Below are 25,505 nucleotides of genomic sequence, written 5' to 3'. Positions count from 1 at the left end.
GGAGGCCTGTCTTAAACGCTATTTTTTGTCGGTTTCGTGAGATATGACAACGAAGTCCAGAGGAAGATATTCCACTTTCTCCAGCTTTTTGCTGAAGGCGTGGAGGGTCTTTCTGGTGTAGAGAGGAATCCAGGGAAGCTCCTGGTTGAGTATTTCCTGGGCCTTTCTGTATGCCTCTCTACGTTCGTCTTGATCTACGCTGTGGAAGCCGACCATTATGTTCTCGTCTACGATCTCGTTGCTGTAGAACGGCCGGTTGGGGCCCTTGGGCTGCCAGTAGTCCGAGTGGACGAGAGGACGGTATACCCAGTCGGCGTCTCCCGTGGACGGGCTCCAGCCCAGCCACATGAGCTGAGATGTGCTCTCCTCTACGGGTTTTCTCGTCGCGGCCAGAAATGCGCCCCAGTCCATGACCTTCATCTTACAGTCGAAACCGACGGCCGAGGCGAAGGACTGAACAGCCTGGGGAACCTTCAGTGACAGGGTATCCCTTCCGTGAGTCCAGAATTCCACGGTGAGTTTCTTGCCGTCTTTATTTCTAATCCCGTCTCCGTCGGAGTCGGCCCATCCTGCTTCCTCCAGGGTCGCCTTGGCCTTCTCGGGGTCATAGGTGAAGCCGGAGACCTCGCTGTAGCCGTTCACCAGAGGGGCGACCATGGAGTTGACCGGCTCGGCGTAGCCCATGAGGATCTTGTCGCAGATGGCCTGACGGTCTATGGAGTAGGCCAGTGCCCTGCGGACCGCCGGGTCCTTCAGTACTTCGTTCTGGCAGTTGACCCCCACGAACTGAACGACTATGGAGGGCAGGACCTTCATGTCTACCTTCTTGTTCTTGAGAAGCCTCTCCACGTCGGTGGGAGGGATCTGCTCGGCTATGTCGACCTCTCCGGTCTCTATCATCATCGCCCTGGCGCTGTCCTCCGGGACGGTGCGGAACACGAGGCGGTCGATCTTGGGTTTTCCCTGCCAGTATTTTTTATTGGCCTTGAGGGCGATATAGTCTCCCTGTTCCCACTCGTCCAGCATGAACGGGCCGGTTCCGGAGGGCCTGTGTTTGATCGACTCGTTTTTCTTCGGATCCTGGACGTAGCTGGGGTCCAGGATCAGACCGGCGGTATGGGCCAGCACGTTCAGAAACGGGCCGAAGGACTCCTTCAATGTGAACTTGACCGTATGGTCGTCCACCACGGAGATCTCCTTTATGACAGGGGCGTAAAGGGAGGTCCTCTTGTATTTGCCGTTCAGTATCCGGTCGAAGTTGACCTTTACCGCCTCGGCGTCGAAGGGGGTGCCGCTGTGGAACGCGATTCCTTCTTTAAGCTTGAAGGTCCACTCCAGGCCGTCCTCCGAGTGGCTCCACTCCTTCGCCAGCATAGGCACTACGTTAAGCTTTTCGTCAAAGGTAACCAGCCCCTCGTATATGGCGTGGTTTATCTCCTCCGAGGGAGTGTCGCTTATGTCCTGGGGATCCAGGGCGAGGGCCTCTCTGCTCTTTGCTATCACAAGTTCCTTGCCGCCTCCGAAGGCGGCCGCGGTAAAGCTTGTGGCCGCCAGGGCCGTTAAGAGGGCGAGCAACAGTCCTTTTCTTCCGATTCGCAACATTCTTTTAAACCTCCTTTTGTCCTTTAGGTTCGTTATGCCGGTTCCCCGGCCTGTCAGACGCGGTGGCACGCCACGAAGTGTCCCTCTCTCACCTCCCTCCAAGCCGGTTCCTCGTCTCTGCATCTTTCGCAGGCCTCGGGGCACCTGGTGTGGAATCGGCACCCCGCCGGGGGGTCTATGGGACTGGGTATGTCTCCCTTTATGACCTTGTCCTCTATGTCCTCTCCCGTGACGTAGGGTTTAGGAATGCTCTCCAGGAGAGCTCTGGTATAGGGGTGGAGAGGCGAGGAGAACAGATCCCTTTTCGAAGCGTATTCCATCATCTTTCCCAGATAAAGTACCGCCACTCTGTGGCTTATGTGTCTTATGACGCTGAGGTCGTGCGATATGAACAGATACGTCAGTCCTCTCTCGCTCTGAAGATCCTTGAAAAGGTTCAGGATCTGGGCCTGAACCGATACGTCCAAGGCCGAAGTGGGCTCGTCCAGGACTATGAAGTCCGGGTCGGATATGAGAGCTCTGGCCACAGCGATTCTCTGTCTCTGTCCTCCGGAAAACTCGTGTGGATAGCGGGTCATATGTTCTTCCTTGAGTCCCACTTCGAGGAGGATTTTTAGCACCCTGTCGGATATGTCGTTTTCGTCCCTTACCCCGTGGACCTTCAGCACCCGCCCCACTATGTCCCTGACTATCATTCTGGGATTGAGCGAGGCGAAGGGGTTCTGGAACACCATCTGGGCCTTCGATCTGAACCGGTGAAGCTCGGCCTCGTCCATCTCGAGCACCGATCTCCCCCTGTAGAGGACGTCTCCCGACGTGGGGGAGAGCAGCCGTAGGATCATGTTCCCCGCCGTGGACTTCCCGCTCCCCGATTCTCCTACCAGCCCTAGGGTCTCTCCCTCCGGAATGGAGAAAGAGACTCCGTCGACGGCCTTTACGTGGCCGACGACCTTGGGGAAAACGATCCCTTTGTCGATGGGGAAGTGCTTCTTCAGGTTGGAAACCTCAACGATAGGCATAGCAGGCCACCTCGTGTCCTTTGTCGTCGGTAATTCTGGGAGGACGGGCCGTGGCGCAGATCGGCTCCGCCATGGGACAGCGTTCTCGGAACTTGCATCCCTCCGGCAGATGTATTAGATTCGGCAGGGATCCCTTTATGACGTCCAGTCGCTCCTGATCCCTGTCCAGCCTCGGGATCGCCCCTATGAGTCCCTTAGTGTAGGGATGGAGAGGCGAGTCGAATATGTCGTTAACCGTTCCGTACTCTATGATGCTGCCGGCGTACATGACCGCTACCTTCTGCGCCATGGTGGCGATGACTCCCAGGTCGTGGGATATCAGCATTATCGAGCTTCCGAAGTCCCTTTGAAGAGCCTTGATGAGCGACAGTATCTGGGCCTGTATCGATACGTCCAGGGCGGTCGTAGGCTCGTCGGCGATCAATAACTTGGGGTTGCAGCAGAGGGCCATGGCTATCATCACCCTCTGTTTCATCCCTCCGGAGAACTGATGGGGATATCTTCCCAGCGACTTCTCCGGGTCCGGTATGTTGACCTTACGGAACATCTCGAGGGCCCTGGATCTTGCCTCCGTGTCGGAGACCGAACCGTGGGCCTTTATTGCCTCCTCGACCTGGAATCCGACCTTCAGCACCGGATTCAGACTGCTCATGGGATCCTGGAATATCATCGCCATATCGCAGCCCCTGACGGAGCGCATCTCGTCGTCCGGCAGGGTAAGCAGATCCCTGCCCTGAAACAGGACTTGCCCTTCCACTATCTTTCCCGGAGGCTGGGGAATCAGGCCCATTATGGAACGGGAGGTGACGGATTTGCCGCATCCGGTCTCTCCCACTATGCCCAGGATCTCTCCCTGGCCTATGGAGAAGCTCACCTTCTCCAGGGCTTTCACGATCCCTTCCTCCGTATAGAACCACGTAGAGAGGTCCTTGACCTCCAATATCTTCTCAGCCACCACGGTCACTCCTTAAGTCTGGGGTTCAAGGCGTCCTGAAGCCCGTCTCCGAAAAAGTTGAATCCCAGGACAACTATCATTATTGCCAGGCCGGGAAAGAACGCCACGAAGGGGGCGGTTCGAAGGTACATCCTGGCTCCGCTGAGCATGGTTCCCCATTCCGGGGTGGGGGGCTGCACTCCCAGTCCGAGGAAACCCAGTCCCGCCGCGGTGAGGAGCACCGTTGCCATCCTCAGGGTGGTCTGGACTATGATGGGGGAGAGGGCGTTTGGCAGCACGTATCTCATTATCACCGATCGGTTCGATTCTCCTATGGCCTGGGCCGCCGTGACGTAGTCGTTTTTCTTCACCGATATCACCGCTCCCCTGGTTACCCTGGCGAACTGGGGCACCGAGTATATCCCTATGGCGACTATGAGATTAGTCAGGTTGGGGCCCAGCATGGCCACTATGGCCAGGGCCAGGAGCATGCCGGGAAAAGCCAGCATTATATCCATCAGTCTCATTATTATCTCGTCGATCAGCCCGCCGAAATAACCTCCGATTGCTCCGAGGGCTATGCCTATTACTAACGCTATTACCACCGAGTTGAACTGAATTATCAGCGAGATCCTAGCTCCGTGGATTATCCTGCTGAATATATCTCGTCCGAACTCGTCGCAGCCCATCAGATGATCTCCCGACGGTGCCAGAAATGCGTCGCTGAGGTTCTGGGCCAGGGGATCGTATGGAGCCATATGGGGTCCCACCAGGGCTATGAGGACGTAAAGGGTCACTATGAACAGTCCCAGCACGGCGGTTTTGCTGCGGCTGAGTCTGCGCCATATTATGCTCAGGTGCGATCTGTTTTTCGCCGTTTTTTTAACGTCAGTCATTGTATCTGATCCTCGGATCTAAAAGCGCGTACAGGACATCTACCACAAGGTTTGCCAGTACGAATATTAGGGCTATTACCAGCAGGGCCGTCTGGACGACCGGATAGTCCCTTCCCATTATGGAGTCGACCAGCAGCCTCCCTATTCCCGGCCAGGAGAAGACCGACTCGGTCAGAACAGCTCCCGCCAGCATATATCCGAACTGGAGGCCTATTACCGTCACCGTCGGAATGAGGGCGTTTCTCAGAGCGTGACGGTATATGACCAGTTTCTGCCTCAGTCCTTTGGCGACAGCGGTCGTGATATAGTCCTGCTGGAGTACGTCCAGCATGCTGGAGCGGGTCATCCTGGCTATGATCCCGGTTGACGCCGTTCCCAAGGCAATGGCCGGCATTATCAGATGTCTTATGCCCCCCATTCCTCCCGATGGAAGCCACATCAGGGTCACGGAGAACAGGAGGATCATCAGAAGCCCCCACCAGAAGACCGGCATGGATACACCGAGAAGGGCTATGAAGGTCGACAGGTAGTCTATCCACGAGTACCGATGCACCGCCGAGAGGATCCCGGCCATTATCCCTATCACGACGGAGATGACTATGGCGGCGGAGGATAGGATCAGCGTGTTTTTGAGCCTCTTGCCGACTATCTCCATCACCGGGATCTCGTATTTCATGGAGATCAGCTCTCCTGTGAAGACCCCTCGGATAAAGCGGAAGTACTGGGTCGTCAGGGGTTTGTCGAGTCCGAACTCCTCCCTGATCAGCTGGATATCCGCCTGGGTCGCCTCGTCTCCGGCCAGGAGCTCCGCCGGGTCTCCCGGGGATAGATGAAGAATCAAGAAGGCTATTATAGAGACCCCTATCAATACCGGAATCGCCAGCATCAGCCTCCTAACTATGAATCTACCCAAAATCCTTCCTCCTCTTCGAATTGATCTCGGTCGTCGCTTTCTCTACAGCATCCCAAGGCTGAGCCTGTGTTTCACCGTGTTCAGTATGTGTTCCTCCATGTGTTTTCGAGCCATCAACCCGTCTCTCTCGCTCAGAGCCCTGACTATCAGCTTATGTTCCATCGAGCTTTTATACCTTCCGTCCTTTCTGCGGGCTACATACTCCGGAGCGTTTACATCCAGTATGTAGTAGGGCGAGAAGTAGAAGGTGTAAAGGGAAGACCGATGGTAGAGTTGGCTGAAATGACGTTGAAAATAGAGATTTCCGCTGAGCCTCACTATTCTGGTGTGAAAATCCTCGTTGAGCTCGGCGAAAAATCCCTTCCTCTGGTTCCCGTAGAGCTCTACGAAATCCGATTCCCTGTGGTTGAGCTCTAAAAGAGTCTCTATGTCCTCCTCCGTCGCCAGTTCTGCCGCCAGCTCCGCCGCTCTGCTCTCCAGGGTGGATCGGGCCACGAAAACCTGAAGCAGGTCCTCCTTGGTCAAGGCGGGAATTCTGTATCCTTTCTGCCCCGGGATCTTTTCCAGGATGCCCTCGGTCATCAGTCTGCCGAGAGCCTGTCTTATGGGAGTTCTGCTCATCCCCAGCATCTCGACTAGTTCCGGCTCGTACAGTCTCTCTCCCGGAGAAAGCCTGTGTTCCACTATCAAACCGATAATCGTCCTGAAAGCCTGTTCATCGGCCAGTATCTCCATGGCTAGCCTCCCTTTCTTCCTCTGTGCAAATGGATTCAAAAGTGGATACGTTCCCATCTTAGAGATTTGTCCGAAAAAAGTCAACAGGGGCGGGTGAACCTAGGTTCATCCGCCCCTGTTGACTAACCGTCCTTAAAATGCCACCGATCCACCTAAGGAGATGAGGGATCCAGCCCATCTTCTCATCAGGTCCATGCCGATGCCCTCTATCCTTACGGTCCTTCCGTCGACCCTGGTCGTTCCGGGGATCGTTGCGGCGTTGTCCGCCTGAGATGTGTAGTGGAAGGATATGTCCAGCTGAAAAGCTCCCCTGGAAATTTCGTTTTTTCCTGTCTCTCCGTCCTTCAGACTTTTTGCTGCGTCGAAGGCCCCTTTTCGGATGATCTCGAAAGTCTCGTCGGGAGGAAGGCAGTCGGCGGAGGAGTGGCCGATTCCTCGTTTTACCGAACAGGTTAGGGCCTGTTGTCCCAGGGTGGAACGGGCCTCTTCGCAGGCGGCGGTGTCTCCCGTCACGAGAAGTACCGGGATCGAGTGCTCCGAGCATACCGCGGCGTTGAGCCCTATTTCCCCGACCTCTTTGCCGTTAAGCCAGGCCCCGTACACCGCTTTTCCCGATATGGTGTGATCGAGAATGGCCCTCTCTGTGCCTGCCATAGCGTGATAGCAGAGGAAAAAGGCACCGTCGCAGCACTCCACCCCCTCCATCATGCCGAGCTTCTTGGGAGAGCCGGATATTATCCTGACTCGGCCACCGTATCTTGAGAGATCCGCAGGGGATATGTTTATCATCCCGTCGTGGGAGTCGTTGACCAAGATCTCCCTAGCCCCTCCCTCTAATGCCCCTTCTATCGCGGCCTTGAGATCGTGGGTCTGCATGGCCTGACCGAAACGGTATTCTTCGCGAGAAGCTTTCGTCTGCTCCGATCTAACTACTCCTGTGGCACCTTCCATGTCGACGCTCATGTATATTTTCATACAGAGAACCTCCTCGTTGGTATAAAAACTGAGGCGATAATACACCGGAGGGGAGCTGAACTCCAGTGCGTTGTGGTACCATAAGATAACGATGGGGGGAGATAGGATGAGAAAAACGTTTTTGATCTTCGTTCTGTTGCTGTCCTTTACGGTCTTTCCCGAGGTGTCCGATGGGAACGCCCTTACCGCCGTTGCACAGGATGGAGCGGTCGAAGAGGCTCAGGGTGGTCCTGCGTCGGGAGATACCGCGTCGGGCGACATATACGACATTGCGAAGAACGAGAACAGGATAGCCGAGCTGGATCGATCCATAGGATCCTGGGCATCCGTGCCGGTAGCCGAGTCGGCCGCTCGTTACGGGGTGTCGGAGGCGGATGTGGAGGACAGGATCACCGTTCTATCTTCGCTCCAAAATTTCTACAAGCGACTTAACGGTGCGGTCGAGAAGACCGTTGGTTTTAAAGATGACCTGAAGAAGAGGGAGTCCGAAAAGGGGCAGGCCAGATTATCCCTGAAGGAAGAGCCTCCTTATAAACTGAGTTTTTACGACGATTATCTGGCCAACGCTGACGATCTATCCTCCAAACTGGAGACTTTAGAGGAGTCCATAGCCAGAGAGCAGAAGGCCATAGTCAGCTCCAGATCCCAGCTGGACGAGGCGGGAAAGGACCTTCGATTAGCCCAAAGCGAGCTGGATAAAGCCAAAGGAACGGACGGGGAGAACAAAAAGCTCTGGGCCTTTCAAAAAGCGCAGGTGAACGAGGAGCTCTGGAAGGTGACCTTGGCCTATCTGGAGAGAAACCTCGAGAATCTTCGTCTTCAGAGGGATGCCGCAAGGCTTCGTCTGGGTCAGGCCGAGGACGTCAAGAGATATATCTATTCTAACGTTTCTTTCGACGAGGGGGACATGAAGGCCGGTGTGGGCAGATACGAGGAGGGGCTCAAGGCCCTTCAGAAAAAGGTGGAGGCCCTGGGAAAAGACATATCCAAGGCCGAGGACGCCTATGCGGAAGCTCACGCCAAACTCAGTGCCGCCACCGGCGATAAGGCGGTGAAAGAGGCTCAGAGGGTGTTCTCCATGGCGGAGATAGAGAGGGAATATCTGCATCTCACCATGGAGCAGACCCAGGAGATGGTCGGCTTTCTCAACGAGATGAAGGATATATGGATGGACCGGTACGATCTTTTGAAGCCCGGAGGCATCGGTGCGGATGTTCTGCTGAAGCAGAGGGACGAGGTAGAGCAAAAGGTCGGACGTTTCGAGGATGTCCTCATCTCGCAACAGAAGTATCAGGCCGCCCTTCACGCTAGGTCGATAGCCCTGAGCGGTGAGCTTGATCAAGCCAAGGATAAGGTTGCCGTAGCCTCTCTAAAGAAAAGGTCCAAGATTCTGGACGATATAATGTCACAAAACATGAATTACATGGTATCCCTTATAACATTGGATACCATGAACAGGAGGCTGTTGGAGGAGATCAAGAGCCACATAAAGGAGGTCGCCATAACGGAGAAGGTATCCTCCATGTGGCGTGCCAGGACGGCCGAGATCTTGAACACCGAGCTATGGCATATGGGGGGCTACGCCGTCAGGCTGAGGGAGTTCGTGATAGCTCTGGTGGTGTTGTCCTTCGGTCTTATGGCCAGCAGAAGGATAGCCAAGTTCATCCGTAAGTGGCTGCTGGTTCACTCTAAAAGAGTCGACGTCACAGGGGTTCATGCCATAGAAAGGCTTATCTACTATGTCTTGATATGCGGAAGTTTCCTCATTGCCCTCAAGGTCGTCAACGTGCCTCTCACTGCCTTTGCGTTTCTCGGTGGTGCCGTAGCCATCGGTATCGGTTTCGGAGCCCAGAATCTGTTCAACAACCTGATCAGCGGGTTTATACTCATGGTCCAGCAGCCGTTCAAGATCAACGATATAGTCCAGGTGGACGATATCACCGCTACTGTGTTGGAGATCGACTCCCGTTCCACCAAGATCAGGACCTTCGATAACTACGACGTTCTGGTTCCGAACAGCTATTTTCTGGATAACCGCATAACCAACTGGACCTTATCGGACAAGATCATAAGGGGGAAGCTGGAAATCGGTGTGGCCTACGGCACTCCTGCCAGAAAGGTCGAGGAGATCCTGTTGGGACTGGCCAGGGATCATCAGACTGTGCTTCCCGATCCGAAGCCCTTCGTTCTTTTTTCGGAATATGCAGACAGTTCGATGAATTTCATACTGTATTTCTGGGTCGATGTCAAAAATGGTTTCCCGACCGGTGTGGCCAGCGATATGCGTTACAGGATCCAGGAGATATTCGAGAAGGAGGGAATAGAGATACCGTTCCCTCAGGTGGATGTCCATATGGAAAAATCGGGGGTAGGAGCTCCCGATCCGGTTTAACCGTTACATGGTTTGAACATATAAGATCGACGGCCGTCAAGCTGAGGCCGTCGATCCATTTTTTCATATTTTTTCTCGCGATGCCATTTCGGAGAGAGCTACGATCTTATCCGAGGCGTCCTCTAGCTGGGGAAGAACGGTGCACAATGCCCTTATCAGCTGGATGTTGCCGCCTGATCCGATCAGCTCTGTTATCCGGTTCATCGATTCCTGCAGTTTCTCGAGAGAGCCTCTCAGTAGAGCCTCCGTTTTCTTGTCCAGTTTCTCTATCTCGACGTCGCCGTCCTCCACGACTCTCCACAGTCTCCCCATCTTTATTCCGTCGATATATCCTTCCCTGAGCCATTTTCTAATGGTCGCCGGAGTCACCCCTCTGGCCGTCGCGGCCTCTTCCGGTGTCATGTATCTTTTCTTAGTCATATTTGATGTTCTCCTCTTTCTGTATGCGTGTTTTGTGTTGCGGATATGTCTCTTCATGGCGTTTTATGTTGTCCGGTTCGGCTATTAGTGTTATTTTATATGTGTCGGATCTTTTTGTCGACGGAAAGGAGTGAGTGTACTATATCGTTATCGATGTTTTTAAAGTACTATCACGTAAAGCTTCTGGAGGCTCTTCTTCAACATCTCCTCATAGTCGGAATAAGCGTTCCCATCGCGATCTGCATCAGTCTTCCTCTGGGGATATGGATATCCTCTCGTCCCAGAATAGCCCGTTTGGTCATATACGGTTCCAGTATCTTGATGACCATACCCAGCTTGGCGCTTTTCGGAATAATGGTGGCCCTTTTGGCCTCCGTCAAGATGGGGCTTGGAGTCGTTCCAGCCGTCTTGGCTATCTCCATCTATTCCCTTCTTCCCATAACGAGGAACACCTATACCGCCTTGAACGGAGTGTCTCCGGCGATCATCGAAGCCGCCACGGGAATCGGTCTTTCAAGGATGCAGGTTCTCTGGAAGGTCCGTATACCTCTGGCCCTGCCGGTGATAATGGCCGGGGTCCGTCTCGCCGTGGTCATGGGGATCAGCGTGGCCGCCTTTGCCTCTCTGGTGGGAGCCGGCGGGTTGGGTGGTTTTATCTTTTCTGGGATAGCCCGGTCGAACATAATGATGGTGGGAGCCGGAGCTCTGTCGGTTGCTCTCTTGGGGATATTGGCAAACTGGCTTTTGCTGCGTTTCGAGACGATCGTAACCCCCAAGGGCTTATCGCCAGAAGATTAGGAGCTGAAATAGTTGATAGATCTCATAGACGTAACCAAAAAATTTGACGATCAGGTCGCGGTAGACTCCCTGAACGTCTCGATAGAGAAGGGCAAGATAACCATGCTCATAGGGCCTTCCGGATGTGGAAAGACGACGACCCTTAAGATGATCAACCGTCTGATAGAACCGTCGGGCGGAAGGATCATGATAGGCGGAGAGGACGTTACCGATATGAACCCGGTGGATCTGAGGAGGTCCATAGGGTACGTTATACAGCACGTCGGCCTTTTTCCTCACTATACGGTGTTTGACAACGTCGCCACCGTACCCAGGCTTTTGGGGTGGAAGGAAGAGAAAATCTCCAAGCGGGTCTACGAGCTGCTAGATCTTGTGACTTTGGACGGAAGCTATGCCGAAAAGTATCCCCTTCAGCTCTCCGGAGGAGAGCAACAGAGGGTCGGTTTGGCCAGAGCTTTAGGGGCGGACCCGGAGGTGCTTTTGATGGACGAGCCCTTTGGAGCGATAGATCCGATAAACAGGACTACCATCCAGGACTCTTTTCTGGAGGTTCAGGAAGAGATAGGAAAGACCATAGTCTTCGTAACCCACGATATAAACGAGGCCATCAAGATGGGCGATAGTGTTGTGGTCATGAAGGACGGAGCGGTCGTCCAGCACGATTCGGTCTCGGAGATACTGGACAACCCCTCTGACGAGTTCGTCGAGAGCCTACTTGGGCACGACAGGACCCTCAAGGCCTTGTCTCTCAGGAGGGCCAAGGAATTCGTCACGGACAGGGGGTATTTCTCCATCGTCAGAGAGGATACTGTCTCTCAGACTAGGGAGGCTCTGATGAAACGTCTTGAAGGAGAGGTGATTAACACCGCCTATCTGATAGATGACGGTGGAATCCTGTTGGGCAGATATGTCCTGGACAAGGGGAATAAAAAAGGACGTATCTCCATAGACTACGAGGAGAAATGTGCCAGAGTGGAGAGGAACACCAGCGTCACCGACTCCCTGTCGAGGATGCTGGAGGTCGGAGCTAGGCAGCTTCCGGTGGTGGATCGAATCGGAAAACTGTTGGGAGTCATCCATCTCTCCGACGTGTTTTCCCAGGTAGAGGGTGATCGTAGGTGATCTCCTACATTGCCGGTCACGGAGAACAGATATGGATAGCTTTCTCTTCCCATATCACACTGTTTCTTTCCTCCATGGCTATATCAATAATCCTGGGTTTGCTGTTGGGTATCTTCATAGCCACCGGTGGCGGTAAGGGGTTTGGGCGTTCCCTTCTTACGATTCTGGGTGCCTCTCAGGCTACCCCCTCCATCGCGGTAGTGGCCTTTTCCTTCCTCTTCGTCGGGATAGGAAAGGCTCCAGCTATCCTTGCCCTTGTAATCTACTGTCTCGTCCCTGTTGTCTTCAACGTGGTGTCCGGACTTCTGGGGGTTCCCGGCGAGGTCGTGGAGGCGGCTAGGGGGATCGGCATGACCAGAGGCCAGATTCTCCTGAAGGTCAAGCTGCCTTTGGCCTCTGAGGTAATCATGTCCGGGGTGAGAAGCGCCGCCACCATAAACATAGGGACTGCCACAGTGGCGGCGGTCATAGGAGGCGGAGGGTTAGGAGATATTATCTTCACCGGTTTGAAGATGCAAAATAACGGTGCCATCCTGGTGGGAGCCGGGCTCTCTGCCATCTTGGCCCTGGTCGTCGATTTCATATTCGCGTCCGTAGAGAAAAAAGTTGTTCCCAAGGGATTGTCCCAGGGAAGATAACGCTTAGGAGGTAAACATGAATTTTTTAAGTAAGTCAGCGTCAAAGGTTTTAGCGTTAGGGATTTTTAGTCTGCTCCTGACTATCGGGGCATCTTCTGTTTCTGCCAAAGAGGTCACGGTAGGGGCAAAGAACTTCACCGAGCAGTACGTGGTAGGTGAGATGATGGCACTTCTCCTGGAGAACGGGGGCTACGACGTATCGAAGAAGATGGGAACAGGAAGCTCCATCACCAGGACGGCTCTTACCTCCGGTCAGATCGATATCTACGCCGAGTATACCGGAACCGCCTGGCCTCTTTACCTAAAACACGATGAAAAGGTGGGAGACCCCAAGGAGCTTTACGAGAAGGTTAAGGCCGAGGACCTGGAGCGAAACGGCATCGTGTGGCTTGACCGTTCCAAGATCAACAATACCTTCGCACTGGCCATAAGGAAGGGCGATGCGGAGAAGTTGGGCACATCCATCTCGGAGCTTACCGAGTACAACAACTCTCATCCTGAGGAGGTCGTGTTCGGTATAGGCTCTGAGTTTAACGAACGTCCCGACGGTATTCCCGGGATAATCGAGACCTACGGAATCGAGCTGACCACGGGGCAGAGAAAGCTGATGGACATAGGTCTGACTTTCGAGGCCATCAATAGGGGACAGATAGACGTAGCCATGGCCTATCCTACCGACGGGAAGCTGGTTAAATTCGACCTTCTGGTCCTCGAGGACGACAAGAAATTTTTCCCTGCCTATAACCTGTGCGTGACCGTTAGGAAGGAGTTTCTCGATGTCAATCCCGACGTGGTGGAGATACTGGCCCCCATATCGGAGCTGGACAACGAGATCATGCAGGAGTTGAACTATAAGGTCGACGCCGTGGGGCTTCCCGCCGACGTGGTGGCGAGGGAGTATCTGGAGGAAAAAGGACTTATTTAACCGCATTCTTCGGCGACTTCCCTGTCGTTTCGGTCCTTTTGAGATAGAATAACGGATAGATCGTAATTTCATGACGATAGGGAGGTCGTGACTTGAATAATATCGTGATGGACGGTAGAGCCGTATCCAAGAAAGCCAAGGAGACTATAGCGGCGAAGGTCCTGGAGCTAGGTAAAAAAGGGATAGTTCCCTCTCTGGCGGTGGTGCTGGTGGGAGACGATCCTGCGTCCAAGGTGTACGCCGGTCAGAAAAAGAAGAACTGCGAATCCGTAGGGATTTCCTTCGACTTTCGTCAGCTTCCCGGAGAGACCTCGGAAGAGGAACTTCTCGATCTCGTTGAGGAACTTAATCGAGATGACGGAGTTAACGGTATTCTGGTGGAGATGCCCCTTCCCGGCCATATATCCAACGAGAGAATCCAGGCCGCTATAGATCCCGATAAGGACGTGGATGGCTCCAACCCTGCCAATCTGGGACGGTTGATGTCCGGCCTACCGTCCCTCCGGCCCTGTACCCCTCAGGGGGCGATGTATCTCATGGAGAGCTACGACGTGGAGTTCGAGGGCAAGCACGCCGTGGTAGTCGGACGAAGCAACATAGTGGGCAAGCCTGTAGGAATGATGCTTCTGGAAAAAAACGCCACTGTCACCTACTGTCACAGCAGGACCGCGAACCTTACGGAGGTCCTGCGCTCCGCCGATATCGTTGTGGCTGCGGTGGGCCGTCCTAAAATGATCAAAGGCGAAATGATAAAACCCGGTGCGGTCGTTGTCGACGTCGGTATAAACAGCACAGAGGACGGTATCGTCGGCGACGTCGATTACGATTCGGTCGCCTCCGTTGCGGGAGCTATCTCTCCCGTTCCCGGCGGCGTAGGGCCTTTGACCATCGCCATGCTTTTGGGCAACGTGGTGGCTTCCGCCGAGAGGAGATGCTCCGAATCGTGATGACAGGGGAGGTCGCAGATCTCGCTCTGGAGGTCAACTCGGTACTCAGGGAGTATCTTTCGATACAAAATCGGATCTTCAAGTTCTCTCTCAAGAAAGCCCTCGGACTTTTCAGACCGGATCCTCTCGAGGCTTCCGAGGCGGTCGTTCCTCTTCTCGACAGACTGGAGAAGGTCCGGGTCGGGATAAAGGGGCTGTCTCCTTCGGAAGAGTCTGAGGAGGGCCGTTTTCTGATGGTCTTGAGGGCTTACTCCAGGGCAATGTCGAAAGCGATGGGGTCCTTCAGGGACCTGTGCGTGAAGCTGGAGAGACACAAAAAGGACAGGAAGTACCGAAAGGGTCCTTACCTGGAGGATATGAAGTCCTTTCAGGAAATGGAGACCAGCTATCTGGAGATCGGATTGAAGCTTAACGAACTGAAAAAGTTGATTTCGGAAGAATCGGAGAAGTAGGGGTTGACAAAAAACTCTTTCGCTCGTATCATTTCCGCCAATACCCGCCGGTTCTGGACCGGGAAAGGAGCTCGCTATGAAAGCAACGGCAACCCTTAATCTATTTGTCATTATTATAGTCGTCGTTATCAGCTGCGGGGTCCTTCCTGGAGTGACTGTCGGCGTATAGTCCGACCGCGACGCCAGGCCGGGATCCTCGTAGAGGATCCCGGCCTTTTTTTATGGTCGAAAAGGAGGGAGTGCTTTGTATCGGAGGATAGGGGTTCTCGCCCAGGACGAGCCCGGAACCATGGTGAGGATAGCTTCGATGGTGCTGAGAAGAGGCTACGATCTCATCAGCTTCTCCGCCGAGAGAGGCAGAGACGACGGGCTTTGTTGGTGTCGTCTGGAGGTGGCCGAAGGGCAGGAGAGGTGCGATCGTATGATCCTGCAGCTTCGGCGGTTGATGGAGACGGTGGAGGTTGTTCTCTTCGAGGGAGCCTCCGATTTCGAGAGAGAGCGAAGGAGTGCTTAAGGTTATGGCAAAGGTCTACTACGACGGAGATGCGGTATCGGCAAAGCTGGAGGGCAAGACGGTGGCGGTGTTGGGTTACGGCAGCCAGGGGCACGCTCATGCCCAGAATCTCAGGGACAGCGGGGTCTCTGTGGTCGTGGGGCTTCACGAAGGCAGCCGCTCCGCCGGGGTGGCCAGGGAGGACGGTTTCGAGGTGCTCTCCGTGGCCCAGTCGGTTGCCAAGGCCGATCTCGTCATGGTACTGATGCCCGATACGGTCCAGCCATCGGTCTATAGAGAATCGATAGCCCCCAACCTGAAGTCCGGCATGGCCTTGGCATTTGCCCACGGGTTCGCCGTTCACTATCACCAGATAGAGCCACCGGAGGACGTGGATGTCTTCATGGTGGCTCCAAAGAGTCCGGGGCACATAGTGAGGCGTCTGTATACCCAGGGGAAGGGAACTCCGGGATTGCTGGCCGTCTACAACGATGCCACGGGATCCGCCAAGGATCTGGGACTGGCCTACGCGTCCGCCATAGGTTGCGGAAGGGCCGGGGTTATCGAGACCACCTTCGAGGAGGAGACGGAGACGGACCTCTTTGGGGAGCAGGCGGTGCTCTGCGGAGGCGTTACGGAACTGATGAAGGCCGGTTTCGAGACCCTGGTGGAGGCGGGATATCAGCCGGAAATAGCCTACTTCGAGTGTCTTAACGAGATGAAACTCATAGTCGATCTCATATACGAGGGAGGTCTTTCCTGGATGAGATACTCCATAAGCGACACCGCCGAGTACGGAGACATGGTGGCCGGTCCCAGGGTGATCGGATCGGAGTCTAGAACGGCTATGAAGGAGCTGCTCAGAGAGGTCCAGGACGGTAGCTTCGCAAAGGACTGGATCCTGGAAAATCAGACCGGTCGTCCGAGGATGAAGGCCTGGAGGAGGAGAGAGGTCTCGCAGCAGCTGGAGCAGGTAGGAGCCGATCTCAGGGATATGATGCCCTGGCTGGAGGCTAAAAAGGCCCCTAGATAGGGCCCGAGACGGTATTTTACCCAGGAGGGGATCGAGAGATGAAGTCGTCCTTCACCGGAGCGGATATATTGATAAAGACCCTCGAGAGCTGTGGCATTGACGTGGCCTTCGGAGTTCCCGGGGGAACAGTTATACCTCTGTACGATTCCCTCTATGGGTCGTCGATAAAGCACGTCTTGTTCCGACACGAACAGGGGGCTTGTTTCGCAGCGGCCGGTTACGCCAGGGCCTCCGGCAAGGTCGGTCTATGTATAGCCACCTCGGGGCCGGGAGCCTTGAATACCTTGACGGCTCTGGCCGATTCCCAGGCGGACTCTGTTCCCATCGTCGTGTTGACCGGGCAGGTGGCGGGGAAACTCAAGGGTAGCGATGCTTTTCAGGAGGCAGACCTCTATGGAGCCTCGCTGTCCATGGTCAAGCACAGCTTCTCCGTCGAGAGGGTGGAGGAATTGGCTTCCACCGTTCGATCCGCTTTTCGACTCGCCTCCTCCGGTCGTCCCGGACCGGTCCTGGTCGATCTCCCGGTTGACGTTCAACGTCAGGTCGTTATCGATGGAGAACAACAGGTAGTCGAGAGGACCTTCCCCGGGGAGAGCTTCGATCAGGACGGGGCTTCGGTGGTCCTTTCTATCATGGGTCTGTTGGACGAATCGAAGCGGCCGGTCATATTGGCCGGAGGAGGGGCGATCCTCTCCGGAGCCTCCGACGAGTTATTTCGCTTCGCCTCCTCTCGATCCATCCCTGTGGCCACCAGCCTGATGGGCAAAGGGGCTTTTCCGGAAGATCATCGTCTCTCCCTGGGCATGGCGGGAATGCACGGAACGGTAAGGGCCAACAGGGCCCTGTCTCGGTCCGATCTGGTGCTGGTGTTGGGCTGTCGGCTCGGAGACAGGACCACCGCAAGGGTATCCAGTTTCGCAAAGGATGCCTCTGTAGTCCATGTGGATCTGGACAGAGCGGAGATAGGGAAGAACGTCCCGGTCGATCTGGCCGTTCTGTCCGATCTCAAGAGAGGGCTAGAGATATTAAACGATCAGCCTCCCGAACATTCTTTTGAGGAATGGGCCTCTCGATGGGAATCTCTAGTCTCGAAGGAAGTTAGCCCGGACGGAGTTCTTTCTCCCGAAGACATAATGGATACGGTTCGCGAGAGACTTTCCCCGGAGGACGTAGTGACCACCGATGTCGGACAGCATCAGATGTGGGGAGCCCTCTTCTGGAAGTCCCTGAAGCCGAGGACCTTCCTGTCCTCCGGTGGCCAGGGCACCATGGGATTTGGGTTGCCCGCCGCCATAGGGGCCTCCATGGCCAAACCGGGAAGACCGGTGGTCTGTCTCTCCGGAGATGGGAGTTTTTTAATGAACTCTCAGGAGATGGAGACCGCCGTTCGCATGGAGTTACCGGTCAAGATAATTCTGTTCAACAACGGTTCCCTGGGAATGGTCCGCCAATGGCAGGAGCTTTTCTGGGATGAGAGGTACAGCGCTACTGTGGAGACGCCGGTCTGTGACTTCGTAGCCCTAGCCAGGGCTTACGGGGCCCAGGGATTTAGGGTTTTCTCAAGGAAGGATCTGGATGTCTGTCTTGACAGAGCCTTCGGATATCCCGGCCCGAGTCTTATAGAATGTCCCATCAGCGACGACTTCAAGGTCTTTCCCATGGTGACTCCCGGAGGTGGACTGGAGGACATGTTGGTTGAAGGTTGAACCAGAAAAAAGAGGGTTCCGAGATCGATTTCATCTCGGAACCCTCTTTTTTCTGGGTTTGACTATGCCTATTCTGGGAAAAGCGATTGGATCACGTCCTCGACCTTCTCAATGCTGTTTACCTTCGTGACGTTGCTCCCACAGAAGAAAAGTCCGTGCTCCCAGTCTCCTCTGTAGGCGTCGACCAAGGCTTGGGCTATGCAGAAGGTCTCCTTTGTCTTGCGATATTTACAGTGGGTCAGACAGTTGGCCATACAGGGTTTGCTCTCGACATCGCCCTTCAGATATCGGTCCACCATAGGAGACCTAAGCGCTCTGCCAGGAAGTCCTGCCGGGCTGTGTATCAGCACCACGTCGTCTTCCGTTGCGTCCACGTAGGCCTGCTTGAACCTTATATCGGCATCTCCTTCTTCAGTGGCTGCGAACTTGGTTCCCATCTGTACTCCCTTGGCTCCCAGATCGAACGCCTTTAGGATGTCCTCTCTATCCCATATGCCCCCTGCAGCTATAACAGGTATGTCCAGCCCCTCTTTTTCCAGGAAAGACACCAGCTCCGGGACTACTACCTCAAGGGACAAAGACGGATCTTTTACCATCGCCTCGTCTCTGGCTCCGAGATGCCCTCCCGCATATAGCGGGGTCTCCACTACGAATCCGTCGGGGATCCTGCCGCAGGTTTTCTTCCACCTTCTCATTATCAGTTGGGCTGCCTTGGCGGAACTGACTATGGGGACCAGTGCTACATCGGGGTAGTCTTTGGTATACTCTGGTAGCTTCAGAGGGAGTCCGGCTCCGGAGATTATTATCTGAGCTCCTCCCTCGCAGGCCGCCTTTACGTGAAGTTCGTAGTCAGTCAAAGCCACCATGCAGTTTACCGCGAGTATACCGTCGGGGCCGGCTATCTCCCTTGCTTCCGCCAGGTATTCCTTGATGGCTTTTTGGTTGATCTCAAAGTAGTTACGTCCGGTGAAGTCGGGGTGAGCCGCCGCAAGCCCTACCGATGCTATGGTACCGATGGCCCCCGATCGGGCAACCGCACCAGCCAGTTTCGGGCCGGACACGAGCACCCCCATGCCCCCCTGTATCAGAGGATGGCGAGGGCTGTGTCCGCCGATCTTTAGAACAGGCATATCCATAAACTTTCTCTCCCTTCGATGTCCCGCCTCATGAAGGGCAGGTCGTGACGGACCTATTTTATCGCATATTCAAAACGAGGACCAATGAACCTTGTAAAACTGGATGGTATCATAAGGGTATGCAGGGGGAAAGGAGGAGTGACGATGAGATATTGCAAGATCGCAATGGTGGTCTGGCTGTCTTTAGTCTGTAATTACGCTGCTTTCGGATGTACCGTCGTGGTCGCCGGAAAGGGTGCTACCGTGGACGGTTCAGTGATAGCCTCTCAGACCGCCGACGGATGGTACGATTCCAACATCAGATACGTTCCGGGAAAGAAACACGGCTCGGGTGAATCTACGCCGATATATCTGAACCTTTTAGGGGAGGACGATAGAAAGCCGGTCAAGATAGCCGAGATTCCCGAGGTTGAGGAGACATACGGATACTTCAGGACCGGTTACTCCAGCTACAACGAACACCAACTAGCCATAGCGGAGTCCACCATAGGACAGAAGGACGAGCTCAAGGCCTTCTATCCCGACACAAAATCCATAATGACGGTGGAACAGCTGTCCATACTGGCTCTTCAGAGAACGAGGACCGCTCGAGACGCCATAAGGCTTATAGGCGAGATGGCCGAGAGGTACGGTTTCCTGGGGTCCTGTGCCTACGAGGGAGAGTCCCTTGCCATAGCGGACACCGACGAGATATGGATACTGGAGATAATGAGCGTCGGATACGACTGGAGCCCCGATTCCGGTCGTCCAGGAGCCATTTGGGCGGCCAGGAGAGTGCCGGACGACCACGTGGCTGTCATAGCCAACGCCAGCAGGATAGGCGTGGTCGACCCCGACGACGGCGAACATTTCATGGTCTCCGAAAACTACATGGATCCGGCGGTGAGCAACGGCTGGTACGATCCCGCATCGAACGCCCCCTTCAACTGGACGGAGATATACTCCCCCGGTTACGGGCCGTGGTCCCCGTCCTCTATGTGGGTGAGGAGTCGGCTTTTTTGCATCTATTCTGATTTGGCTCCATCGATTCGTTGGGATCCATACGGTGAGCTTCGATCGTATCCTTTTTCCTTTAAGCCTGAGAGCCCGGTCTCGGTATCGGATGTATTCGATATCTTCCGTTCCAGGTTGCAGGACACTCCTTTTTCCATGGAGGACAACCAGGCCTGGCTCGTCCCCGGGGTAAACGGGGAGCTCGTGAAGAGCGAGTTGGCCACCCCGGTGCCGGACAGGGCTACTAGGTCTTTGTTGAATATACCCTATTCCAGGCCTATAGCTGCCAGGACTTCCTATAGCTTTGTCGCTCAGAACAGAAACTGGTTGCCCGATCCCGTCGGGGGAATTATGTGGTTCGGCATGGGGTTGCCTCTTTTCTCCTGCTACGTTCCCATATACGCCGGGGTGACCGATACCGCCGATAGCTGGCGTACTTTCGAGGCCGATTTCTTCGATCCCGCCTCTGCTCGGTGGTGTGTCAGTCTGGCCAGCGATCTTGTGAACAGAAGATATCAGAGGGCGATGAAAGACCTGGTTTTGTTCAGAAATCCTTTGGAGAAGAGTTTCATGGGGTCTCTTCTCCTCGTCGACAAAGAGGCCGTGGAGCTTTACGAGCGGTCGCCGGAAAGGTGTTCAATTTATTTGACGGAACTTACAGTCGACAGGATGGAGGGAGTTCGAGACGGTTACTGGAGGCTGTGTCGCGAGCTCATAGCCAAGTACAACGGAAATAAATTCTGGTGATGACGAGGCTCTTGCCGATTTTGGCATCGATTCTCTGGCTGTCCTGGACTTCCGCGGTTTTTTCATTCGAGGAGCCGATTTTGATAGAAGGGGTCGGAAGGACCGTACACGTCCTCTGCCTTCCCGCCGATCCGCCCTTTTTGGTGGAGGAGGGTGATCTGCCTTCCGGATTCTTCGTCGACCTCATGAAGGAGATCGCCTCAGTGGAGAACATGAGGATCAGCCTTAGGATCGGGAGCTGGGAGGGACTTCGCCAATCGATGTACAGAAGCCGTATAGACGTCGTGTTGGGAACACCTCATCCTGTCCCCAGGGACGTGGAGCCCTTTTCCTATATGCAGGTATACAACGTTGATCCATCGGAACTAGGTGGGACCAATCCCTTGAAATTGCCGATACAGGGTATCTCGGGCAAGGATGCTTGGGATATATGTTTCTCCTTCCCCATAGCGGAAGAACCCTACTCTTGCCTCGTCCGGAAAGAGGGAGGGGTGGAATCCATAAGAGATCTCAGGGAAAAGCCTTTGGTTGTCGAGAAGGACGGTGCCGGACTGGCGTTTCTGACCTCCGGTGGGCTCACTTCTAGGATAGTGTCGGTAAAGACCCTGGACGAGGCTGTTAGAATGGTTTCGTCCGGTCTTTATCCCGGAGCTCTGGTGGGAACCTATCAGGGACTTTATCTTTGGAAGGAGATGGGGGTCCGTAATCTGGAGTATATATCCCCTCCGGTGTTCACATTGGAGAAGGGCATGGTCGTGACCAGAGGTGACTCGGAACTCGCCATAAGGCTGGGCAAGGCCTTCGAGACCCTCAGACAAAACGGATCCTATCGAAGGCTCGTGGGCAAATGGTTCGGAGGTTACGACGGACCTATCGTCGATAGGGACACTCTGATGAAGATAGGCGGCCTCTTTCTGGCTATACTGGCCACGATAGTCGGTTGGAACGTCATGCTCAAGCGAGAGGTCGTTCGGATTTCCGGCGAGAGGGAGAAGATCCTGGACTTTATAAGAGACGGGATAGTAGCTGTGGACAAAGACGGCAGGGTGTCCATGATCAACAAGGTCGCTCAGGAACTGTTGGCCGTCGGCCTGGATGTGGTGGGAAAACCGGCAGAAGAGGCTGTCCCCGATGTCGATCTGGTCAAGGTATTGGACACCGGGGAGCCAGTTTTCGATTTAGAGCAGAACCTTAGGGGAACTTTAGTGATAGGCAACAAGGCTCCCGTGGTCTACAGAGGCGTGGTATACGGAGCTATAGCCACTTTCAGGGATATGACGGAGATGCACGCCTTGGCGGAGGAGATAACCGGCGTCAGGATGTACGTGGAGTCCCTGAGGGTGCAGAACCACGAATTTCAGAACAAGCTGCAGGCCATAGCGGGACTGATCCAGATGGGAAGGCATGAAAAGGCCATCGAGTTCATAACGTCCGAGGCGAACCCGGAAAGCTCCACCACGTCCTTCATCTCGGAGAATATAAAAAACCCTGCCGTCGGAGGGATAGTCATCGGGAAAGTAGGGAGATGTCGAGAGTTGGGCATAGAGATACGTATAGATCCGGACAGCTACTGCGGCGAATGTGTCGGCATAAGCGACCAGGCCATGGTGGTGATAATAGGCAACCTGCTGGAGAACGGCATGGAGGCGGTGCTTTCCTCGGGAGTAGAGAATCCCAGAATCGACTTCGCCATATTCGACGAGTCTAACCAGATTATGATAAGCGTCGAGGACAACGGGGGGACCCTCACTCACGAGATAGAGTCCCGTATGTTCGACAAGGGTTTCTCCACCAAGACCAAGAGCCGTCCCTCCGGGTTCGGACTCTACAACGTCAAAAAACTGGTGGACGCCATGGGCGGTGATCTCTCGATAGATTATGTTTCGGGAGGATTCACAGAGTTTATGGTGACATTACCTAACGGAGGTATCTGAACATGGATTATATAGATGTCCTGGTAGTAGAGGACGATCCTATGGTAGCGGATATACATCAGAATTACGTCAATTCGGTGGAGGGGTTCCGTGTGGTCGGCATGGTGGACAACGGGCTGAAGGCCTTGGATTTTCTTCGAAAAAGGCCGGTCCGTCTTGTCATACTAGATATATTTCTTCCCGGATTGGATGGTCTGGGGACGCTTGAGAGGATAAGGGAAAGCGGCAGCAACGTGGATGTCATCATAATCTCCGCTTCCAGGGACAAGGCTACGGTGAACAAAACCCTTCAGGCCGGCGCTTTCGACTATATAGTCAAGCCCTTCGCCTTCGATAGGATGAAGGCGGCCCTTCAGGCCTTTTGCCAGGTGGTCCATCGATTGACAGAGGGGCCCAACCAGGTGGACCAGCAGGACATAGACAATCTTCTGTTGGCGCGAAATAAGAAAAACGTGCAGACCGTGCTGCCCAAGGGGTTGAATCCCAATGTCCTGGAAAAGGTGGAAGCTCTGCTGACCAAGGTTGACAAGCCCCTTTCGTCTGTCGAGACCGCCGAGGCCATAGGGGTCTCCAGGATAACGGCCAGAAGATATCTCGAGTATCTGGTCGCCTCCGATAAGGCCGTGATGGAGAGGGAGTACCAGGAGGTAGGCAGGCCTATAAACAAGTATGAGCTCACCCGATAGATGTATCCAGGGGGCATTTTTTCCATGAACAAAATAGTACAATTTCGGCCATAAATTTTTATTATTCTGTCCTTCCTCGCAGCTTTCCCTTACAATGATCGATAGGTCCAATGGCATCCTATTTTGGACGGTGCGGAGGGGTGTCGAGATCGAGACGTACCGGAGACATATCGGTATGTAGTGTGCGAGGAGGGTGTTTTTTTTATGAAGAAAGCTTTGGTAAAAAGCCTGCTTCTTGGTTTGGCCGGTACCTTTATGGCTTCCGCGGCCTTGGCCTGTACTCCTATCGGAGCAGGTCGTAACGCCACCGTGGACGGTTCAGTTATGGTCAGCCATACTTGCGACGGATGGTACGACAACAGGATTCAGATAATCCCTGGACAGACCTTCGAGGCCGGAGCAACCACCCCGGTCTATCAGGACGTCTGTCACGGGACCCAGCCCACCAGGCCTCTCAAGAAGGTCCTGGACATTCCCCAGGTCGAGAAGACCTATACCTATTTTCACATAGGCTATCCTTTCATGAACGAGCATCAGCTCGTTTTCGGCGAGGATACCTGGAGCGGCCGTGACGAGCTTTACGCCAAGGACGGCGCCTTCTGGATCGAGACCCTCGAGATCTTCGGACTTCAGAGGGCCAAGACCGCCAGAGAGGCGATCAAGGTCATGGGCGAGCTGGCCGAGGAATACGGCTACGGTGACGGCGGAGAGACCCTTATCATCGCCGACACCAAGGAGCTCTGGGTGTTCGACATCTGCGGTCCCGGAATGCTCTGGAACAAGGACAGCGGCAAACCCGGTGCCATCTGGGCCGCTCGCAGGGTTCCGGACGATCACGTGGTCGTCTGTGCCAACCGCTCCCGTATCGGCGTCATCGACTTCGAGGATAAGGATAACTTCATGTATTCCTCCAACGTCACCGACCTGGCCAAGGAGATGGGTTGGTGGAAGCCCGGCTCTCCCTTCAATTTCTCCGAGGCCTACAACCCCAACCCCTACGGATCAGGCCATTATCAGTCGATCCGCGAGTGGAGGGGCTTCAACCTTCTGGCTCCCTCGAAGAATTTCGAGTTGACCTCCCAGAAGAGTCATTACCCCTTCTCCGCGAAGCCCGACAAGAAGGTTGCGGTTAAGGATATCATGGCCATTTACAGAGACCATCTCGAGGGAACCGAGTACGATCTCACCAAGGGTATGGCCGCTGGCCCCTTCGGCAACCCCCATCGTTGGCCCACCCCCAAGGACGTCCGTCCCGAGGGCAAAAAGGACAAGGACTGGCCCAGAGCCATCTCCATGTTCCGCTGTTCCTACAGCTTCGTGTCCCAGAGCCGCGAGTGGCTTCCCGATCCCGTCGGTGGAGTGCTGTGGTTCGGACAGGACGCTCCTGACACCACGATATACGTGCCTCTCTACTGCGGCGTGACCAAGGTTCCCGCCGGATGGAGCGAGGGCAAACGCCACGAGTTCGACCCCAACTCCGCCTGGTGGGCGTTCAACTTCGTCAACAACTGGGCTCAGCTTCGCTGGGATTCTATGATCAAGGACGTCAACGCCGAACAGCAGAAGTGGGAGAAAGAGTTCTTCATGCAGCAGAACGCCGTAGAGAAGGAAGCCGTCGACCTCTACAAGAAGGATCCCAAGAAGGCCGTCGCCTACCTCACCGATTACACCTACGGCAACATGGAGAAGGTCCAGAACGCCATGTGGGGCCTTGCTTGGAAGCTGGTCGGAAAGTACCAGGACGGCTACATCATGACCCCCGAGGGAAAACAGCAGTCCGTGGGGTACCCCACTTGGTGGCTTGAGGCCGTCGGTTTCGGCGAGGATTTCAAGGACTGATACTCGGTAACGTCGCGGGGATCGTCGGATGATCTCGGTCCCCGCTTAGATCCGACGTCCCCCCTCACTGCCTGATTTTGTTCGGGGAAGATGGCCAATTTGAACCAAATGAGGCAATAAAGAGGACATAAGTGTACTTTTTCTTGCGCTCTCCGCTCCGTCCACTATAC

At 54.7% G+C, this 25,505-nt stretch carries 23 protein-coding genes; 14 read left to right on the top strand and 9 right to left on the bottom strand.

What is annotated here, in order from left to right; genetic code table 11:
• Positions 1-18: 18 nt before the first annotated feature.
• From L2W48_RS06925 to L2W48_RS06895, 7 genes are all read right to left on the bottom strand, one after another.
• On the bottom strand, positions 19-1,602 hold the full coding sequence (locus tag L2W48_RS06925) for a glutathione ABC transporter substrate-binding protein (RefSeq protein WP_236099457.1): 1,584 nt from the start codon (positions 1,600-1,602) through the stop codon (positions 19-21).
• A gap of 53 nt (positions 1,603-1,655) precedes the next feature.
• The gene (locus tag L2W48_RS06920) at positions 1,656-2,621 is read right to left on the bottom strand and encodes an ABC transporter ATP-binding protein (RefSeq protein ID WP_236099458.1); all 966 of its coding nucleotides are present in this window, start codon (positions 2,619-2,621) and stop codon (positions 1,656-1,658) included.
• The gene (locus tag L2W48_RS06915) at positions 2,608-3,579 is read right to left on the bottom strand and encodes an ABC transporter ATP-binding protein (protein WP_407928678.1); all 972 of its coding nucleotides are present in this window, start codon (positions 3,577-3,579) and stop codon (positions 2,608-2,610) included. Before L2W48_RS06915 ends, L2W48_RS06920 begins: the two co-directional genes overlap by 14 nt.
• Positions 3,580-3,581: 2 nt before the next feature.
• Positions 3,582-4,451, bottom strand: a complete 870-nt coding sequence (locus L2W48_RS06910; protein ID WP_236099460.1) for an ABC transporter permease — start codon at positions 4,449-4,451, stop codon at positions 3,582-3,584.
• Positions 4,444-5,364 carry an ABC transporter permease gene (locus L2W48_RS06905; protein WP_236099461.1) on the bottom strand — a complete coding sequence of 307 codons (921 nt, stop codon included), beginning with the start codon at positions 5,362-5,364 and terminating at the stop codon, positions 4,444-4,446. Before L2W48_RS06905 ends, L2W48_RS06910 begins: the two co-directional genes overlap by 8 nt.
• Before the next feature lie 42 nt (positions 5,365-5,406).
• Complete coding sequence (locus L2W48_RS06900) at positions 5,407-6,099, bottom strand: GntR family transcriptional regulator (protein WP_236099462.1); 693 nt, start codon at positions 6,097-6,099, stop codon at positions 5,407-5,409.
• A 132-nt stretch (positions 6,100-6,231) separates the two neighbouring features.
• Positions 6,232-7,074, bottom strand: coding sequence for a M55 family metallopeptidase (locus L2W48_RS06895; protein WP_236099463.1), 843 nt, complete (start codon positions 7,072-7,074; stop codon positions 6,232-6,234).
• Positions 7,075-7,180: 106 nt separating this feature from the next.
• Between L2W48_RS06895 and L2W48_RS06890 the strand changes: the two genes are divergently transcribed.
• Complete coding sequence (locus L2W48_RS06890) at positions 7,181-9,466, top strand: mechanosensitive ion channel domain-containing protein (RefSeq protein WP_236099464.1); 2,286 nt, start codon at positions 7,181-7,183, stop codon at positions 9,464-9,466.
• A 63-nt stretch (positions 9,467-9,529) separates the two neighbouring features.
• On the opposite strand, the gene L2W48_RS06885 is transcribed toward L2W48_RS06890, so the two are convergent.
• Positions 9,530-9,886, bottom strand: coding sequence for a helix-turn-helix domain-containing protein (locus L2W48_RS06885; protein ID WP_236099465.1), 357 nt, complete (start codon positions 9,884-9,886; stop codon positions 9,530-9,532).
• 153 nt (positions 9,887-10,039) lie between these two features.
• Between L2W48_RS06885 and L2W48_RS06880 the strand changes: the two genes are divergently transcribed.
• The 9 genes from L2W48_RS06880 to ilvB all read left to right on the top strand — a co-directional run bounded on the left by L2W48_RS06880 (position 10,040) and on the right by ilvB (position 18,000).
• Positions 10,040-10,684 (top strand): ABC transporter permease, encoded by a 645-nt coding sequence (locus L2W48_RS06880; RefSeq protein WP_236099466.1) that lies wholly within the window; start codon positions 10,040-10,042, stop codon positions 10,682-10,684.
• Positions 10,685-10,696: 12 nt separating this feature from the next.
• Entirely contained in the window at positions 10,697-11,806 is a 1,110-nt protein-coding gene (locus L2W48_RS06875) for an ABC transporter ATP-binding protein (RefSeq protein ID WP_236099467.1), read from the top strand.
• Positions 11,803-12,444: an ABC transporter permease gene (locus tag L2W48_RS06870; protein ID WP_236099468.1), complete on the top strand. Its 642-nt coding sequence runs from the start codon at positions 11,803-11,805 to the stop codon at positions 12,442-12,444. The genes L2W48_RS06875 and L2W48_RS06870 overlap by 4 nt, the downstream gene beginning before the upstream one ends.
• A gap of 16 nt (positions 12,445-12,460) precedes the next feature.
• On the top strand, positions 12,461-13,369 hold the full coding sequence (locus tag L2W48_RS06865) for a glycine betaine ABC transporter substrate-binding protein (RefSeq protein WP_236099469.1): 909 nt from the start codon (positions 12,461-12,463) through the stop codon (positions 13,367-13,369).
• A gap of 92 nt (positions 13,370-13,461) precedes the next feature.
• The gene (folD, locus tag L2W48_RS06860; protein WP_236099470.1) at positions 13,462-14,316 is read left to right on the top strand and encodes a bifunctional methylenetetrahydrofolate dehydrogenase/methenyltetrahydrofolate cyclohydrolase FolD; all 855 of its coding nucleotides are present in this window, start codon (positions 13,462-13,464) and stop codon (positions 14,314-14,316) included.
• Complete coding sequence (locus L2W48_RS06855; RefSeq protein WP_236116521.1) at positions 14,301-14,768, top strand: hypothetical protein; 468 nt, start codon at positions 14,301-14,303, stop codon at positions 14,766-14,768. The genes folD and L2W48_RS06855 overlap by 16 nt, the downstream gene beginning before the upstream one ends.
• A gap of 244 nt (positions 14,769-15,012) precedes the next feature.
• Positions 15,013-15,282, top strand: a complete 270-nt coding sequence (locus L2W48_RS06850; RefSeq protein ID WP_236099472.1) for an ACT domain-containing protein — start codon at positions 15,013-15,015, stop codon at positions 15,280-15,282.
• 4 nt (positions 15,283-15,286) lie between these two features.
• Positions 15,287-16,294 (top strand): ketol-acid reductoisomerase, encoded by a 1,008-nt coding sequence (gene ilvC, locus L2W48_RS06845; RefSeq protein WP_236099473.1) that lies wholly within the window; start codon positions 15,287-15,289, stop codon positions 16,292-16,294.
• A 38-nt stretch (positions 16,295-16,332) separates the two neighbouring features.
• A complete protein-coding gene (ilvB, locus tag L2W48_RS06840) occupies positions 16,333-18,000 on the top strand; it encodes a biosynthetic-type acetolactate synthase large subunit (RefSeq protein WP_236099474.1) in 1,668 nt (555 codons plus the stop codon).
• Between the two features lie 68 nt (positions 18,001-18,068).
• Here the strand turns inward: ilvB and L2W48_RS06835 are convergent, their stop codons facing one another.
• Positions 18,069-19,136 carry an NAD(P)H-dependent flavin oxidoreductase gene (locus tag L2W48_RS06835; protein ID WP_236099475.1) on the bottom strand — a complete coding sequence of 356 codons (1,068 nt, stop codon included), beginning with the start codon at positions 19,134-19,136 and terminating at the stop codon, positions 18,069-18,071.
• 144 nt (positions 19,137-19,280) lie between these two features.
• Here L2W48_RS06835 and L2W48_RS06830 point away from each other — a divergent pair, with 144 nt between their 5' ends.
• From L2W48_RS06830 to L2W48_RS06815, 4 genes are all read left to right on the top strand, one after another.
• Entirely contained in the window at positions 19,281-20,876 is a 1,596-nt protein-coding gene (locus tag L2W48_RS06830; protein WP_236099476.1) for a dipeptidase, read from the top strand.
• Positions 20,877-20,896: 20 nt separating this feature from the next.
• The gene (locus L2W48_RS06825) at positions 20,897-22,810 is read left to right on the top strand and encodes an ATP-binding protein (protein WP_236114866.1); all 1,914 of its coding nucleotides are present in this window, start codon (positions 20,897-20,899) and stop codon (positions 22,808-22,810) included.
• Positions 22,811-22,812: 2 nt separating this feature from the next.
• Complete coding sequence (locus L2W48_RS06820) at positions 22,813-23,496, top strand: response regulator (protein ID WP_236099478.1); 684 nt, start codon at positions 22,813-22,815, stop codon at positions 23,494-23,496.
• 204 nt (positions 23,497-23,700) lie between these two features.
• Positions 23,701-25,335 carry a dipeptidase gene (locus L2W48_RS06815; protein WP_236099479.1) on the top strand — a complete coding sequence of 545 codons (1,635 nt, stop codon included), beginning with the start codon at positions 23,701-23,703 and terminating at the stop codon, positions 25,333-25,335.
• The last annotated feature ends 170 nt before the right edge of the window (positions 25,336-25,505 follow it).

The organism is Dethiosulfovibrio russensis (assembly GCF_021568855.1).
GTDB classification, from domain to species: domain Bacteria; phylum Synergistota; class Synergistia; order Synergistales; family Dethiosulfovibrionaceae; genus Dethiosulfovibrio; species Dethiosulfovibrio russensis.
This window is presented reverse-complemented; position numbering and strand designations above follow the sequence as displayed.

Coding starts and splice junctions, on each gene's coding strand:
- L2W48_RS06830 (WP_236099476.1), top strand. CDS start 19,281: ATGAGATATTGCAAGATCGCAATGGTGGTCTGGCTGTCTTTAGTCTGT.
- ilvB (WP_236099474.1), top strand. CDS start 16,333: ATGAAGTCGTCCTTCACCGGAGCGGATATATTGATAAAGACCCTCGAG.
- L2W48_RS06855 (WP_236116521.1), top strand. CDS start 14,301: ATGCTCCGAATCGTGATGACAGGGGAGGTCGCAGATCTCGCTCTGGAG.
- L2W48_RS06865 (WP_236099469.1), top strand. CDS start 12,461: ATGAATTTTTTAAGTAAGTCAGCGTCAAAGGTTTTAGCGTTAGGGATT.
- L2W48_RS06890 (WP_236099464.1), top strand. CDS start 7,181: ATGAGAAAAACGTTTTTGATCTTCGTTCTGTTGCTGTCCTTTACGGTC.
- L2W48_RS06815 (WP_236099479.1), top strand. CDS start 23,701: ATGAAGAAAGCTTTGGTAAAAAGCCTGCTTCTTGGTTTGGCCGGTACC.
- L2W48_RS06910 (WP_236099460.1), bottom strand. CDS start 4,451: ATGACTGACGTTAAAAAAACGGCGAAAAACAGATCGCACCTGAGCATA.
- L2W48_RS06895 (WP_236099463.1), bottom strand. CDS start 7,074: ATGAAAATATACATGAGCGTCGACATGGAAGGTGCCACAGGAGTAGTT.
- L2W48_RS06820 (WP_236099478.1), top strand. CDS start 22,813: ATGGATTATATAGATGTCCTGGTAGTAGAGGACGATCCTATGGTAGCG.
- L2W48_RS06885 (WP_236099465.1), bottom strand. CDS start 9,886: ATGACTAAGAAAAGATACATGACACCGGAAGAGGCCGCGACGGCCAGA.
- L2W48_RS06835 (WP_236099475.1), bottom strand. CDS start 19,136: ATGGATATGCCTGTTCTAAAGATCGGCGGACACAGCCCTCGCCATCCT.
- L2W48_RS06925 (WP_236099457.1), bottom strand. CDS start 1,602: ATGTTGCGAATCGGAAGAAAAGGACTGTTGCTCGCCCTCTTAACGGCC.
- L2W48_RS06880 (WP_236099466.1), top strand. CDS start 10,040: ATGTTTTTAAAGTACTATCACGTAAAGCTTCTGGAGGCTCTTCTTCAA.
- L2W48_RS06900 (WP_236099462.1), bottom strand. CDS start 6,099: ATGGAGATACTGGCCGATGAACAGGCTTTCAGGACGATTATCGGTTTG.
- L2W48_RS06920 (WP_236099458.1), bottom strand. CDS start 2,621: ATGCCTATCGTTGAGGTTTCCAACCTGAAGAAGCACTTCCCCATCGAC.
- ilvC (WP_236099473.1), top strand. CDS start 15,287: ATGGCAAAGGTCTACTACGACGGAGATGCGGTATCGGCAAAGCTGGAG.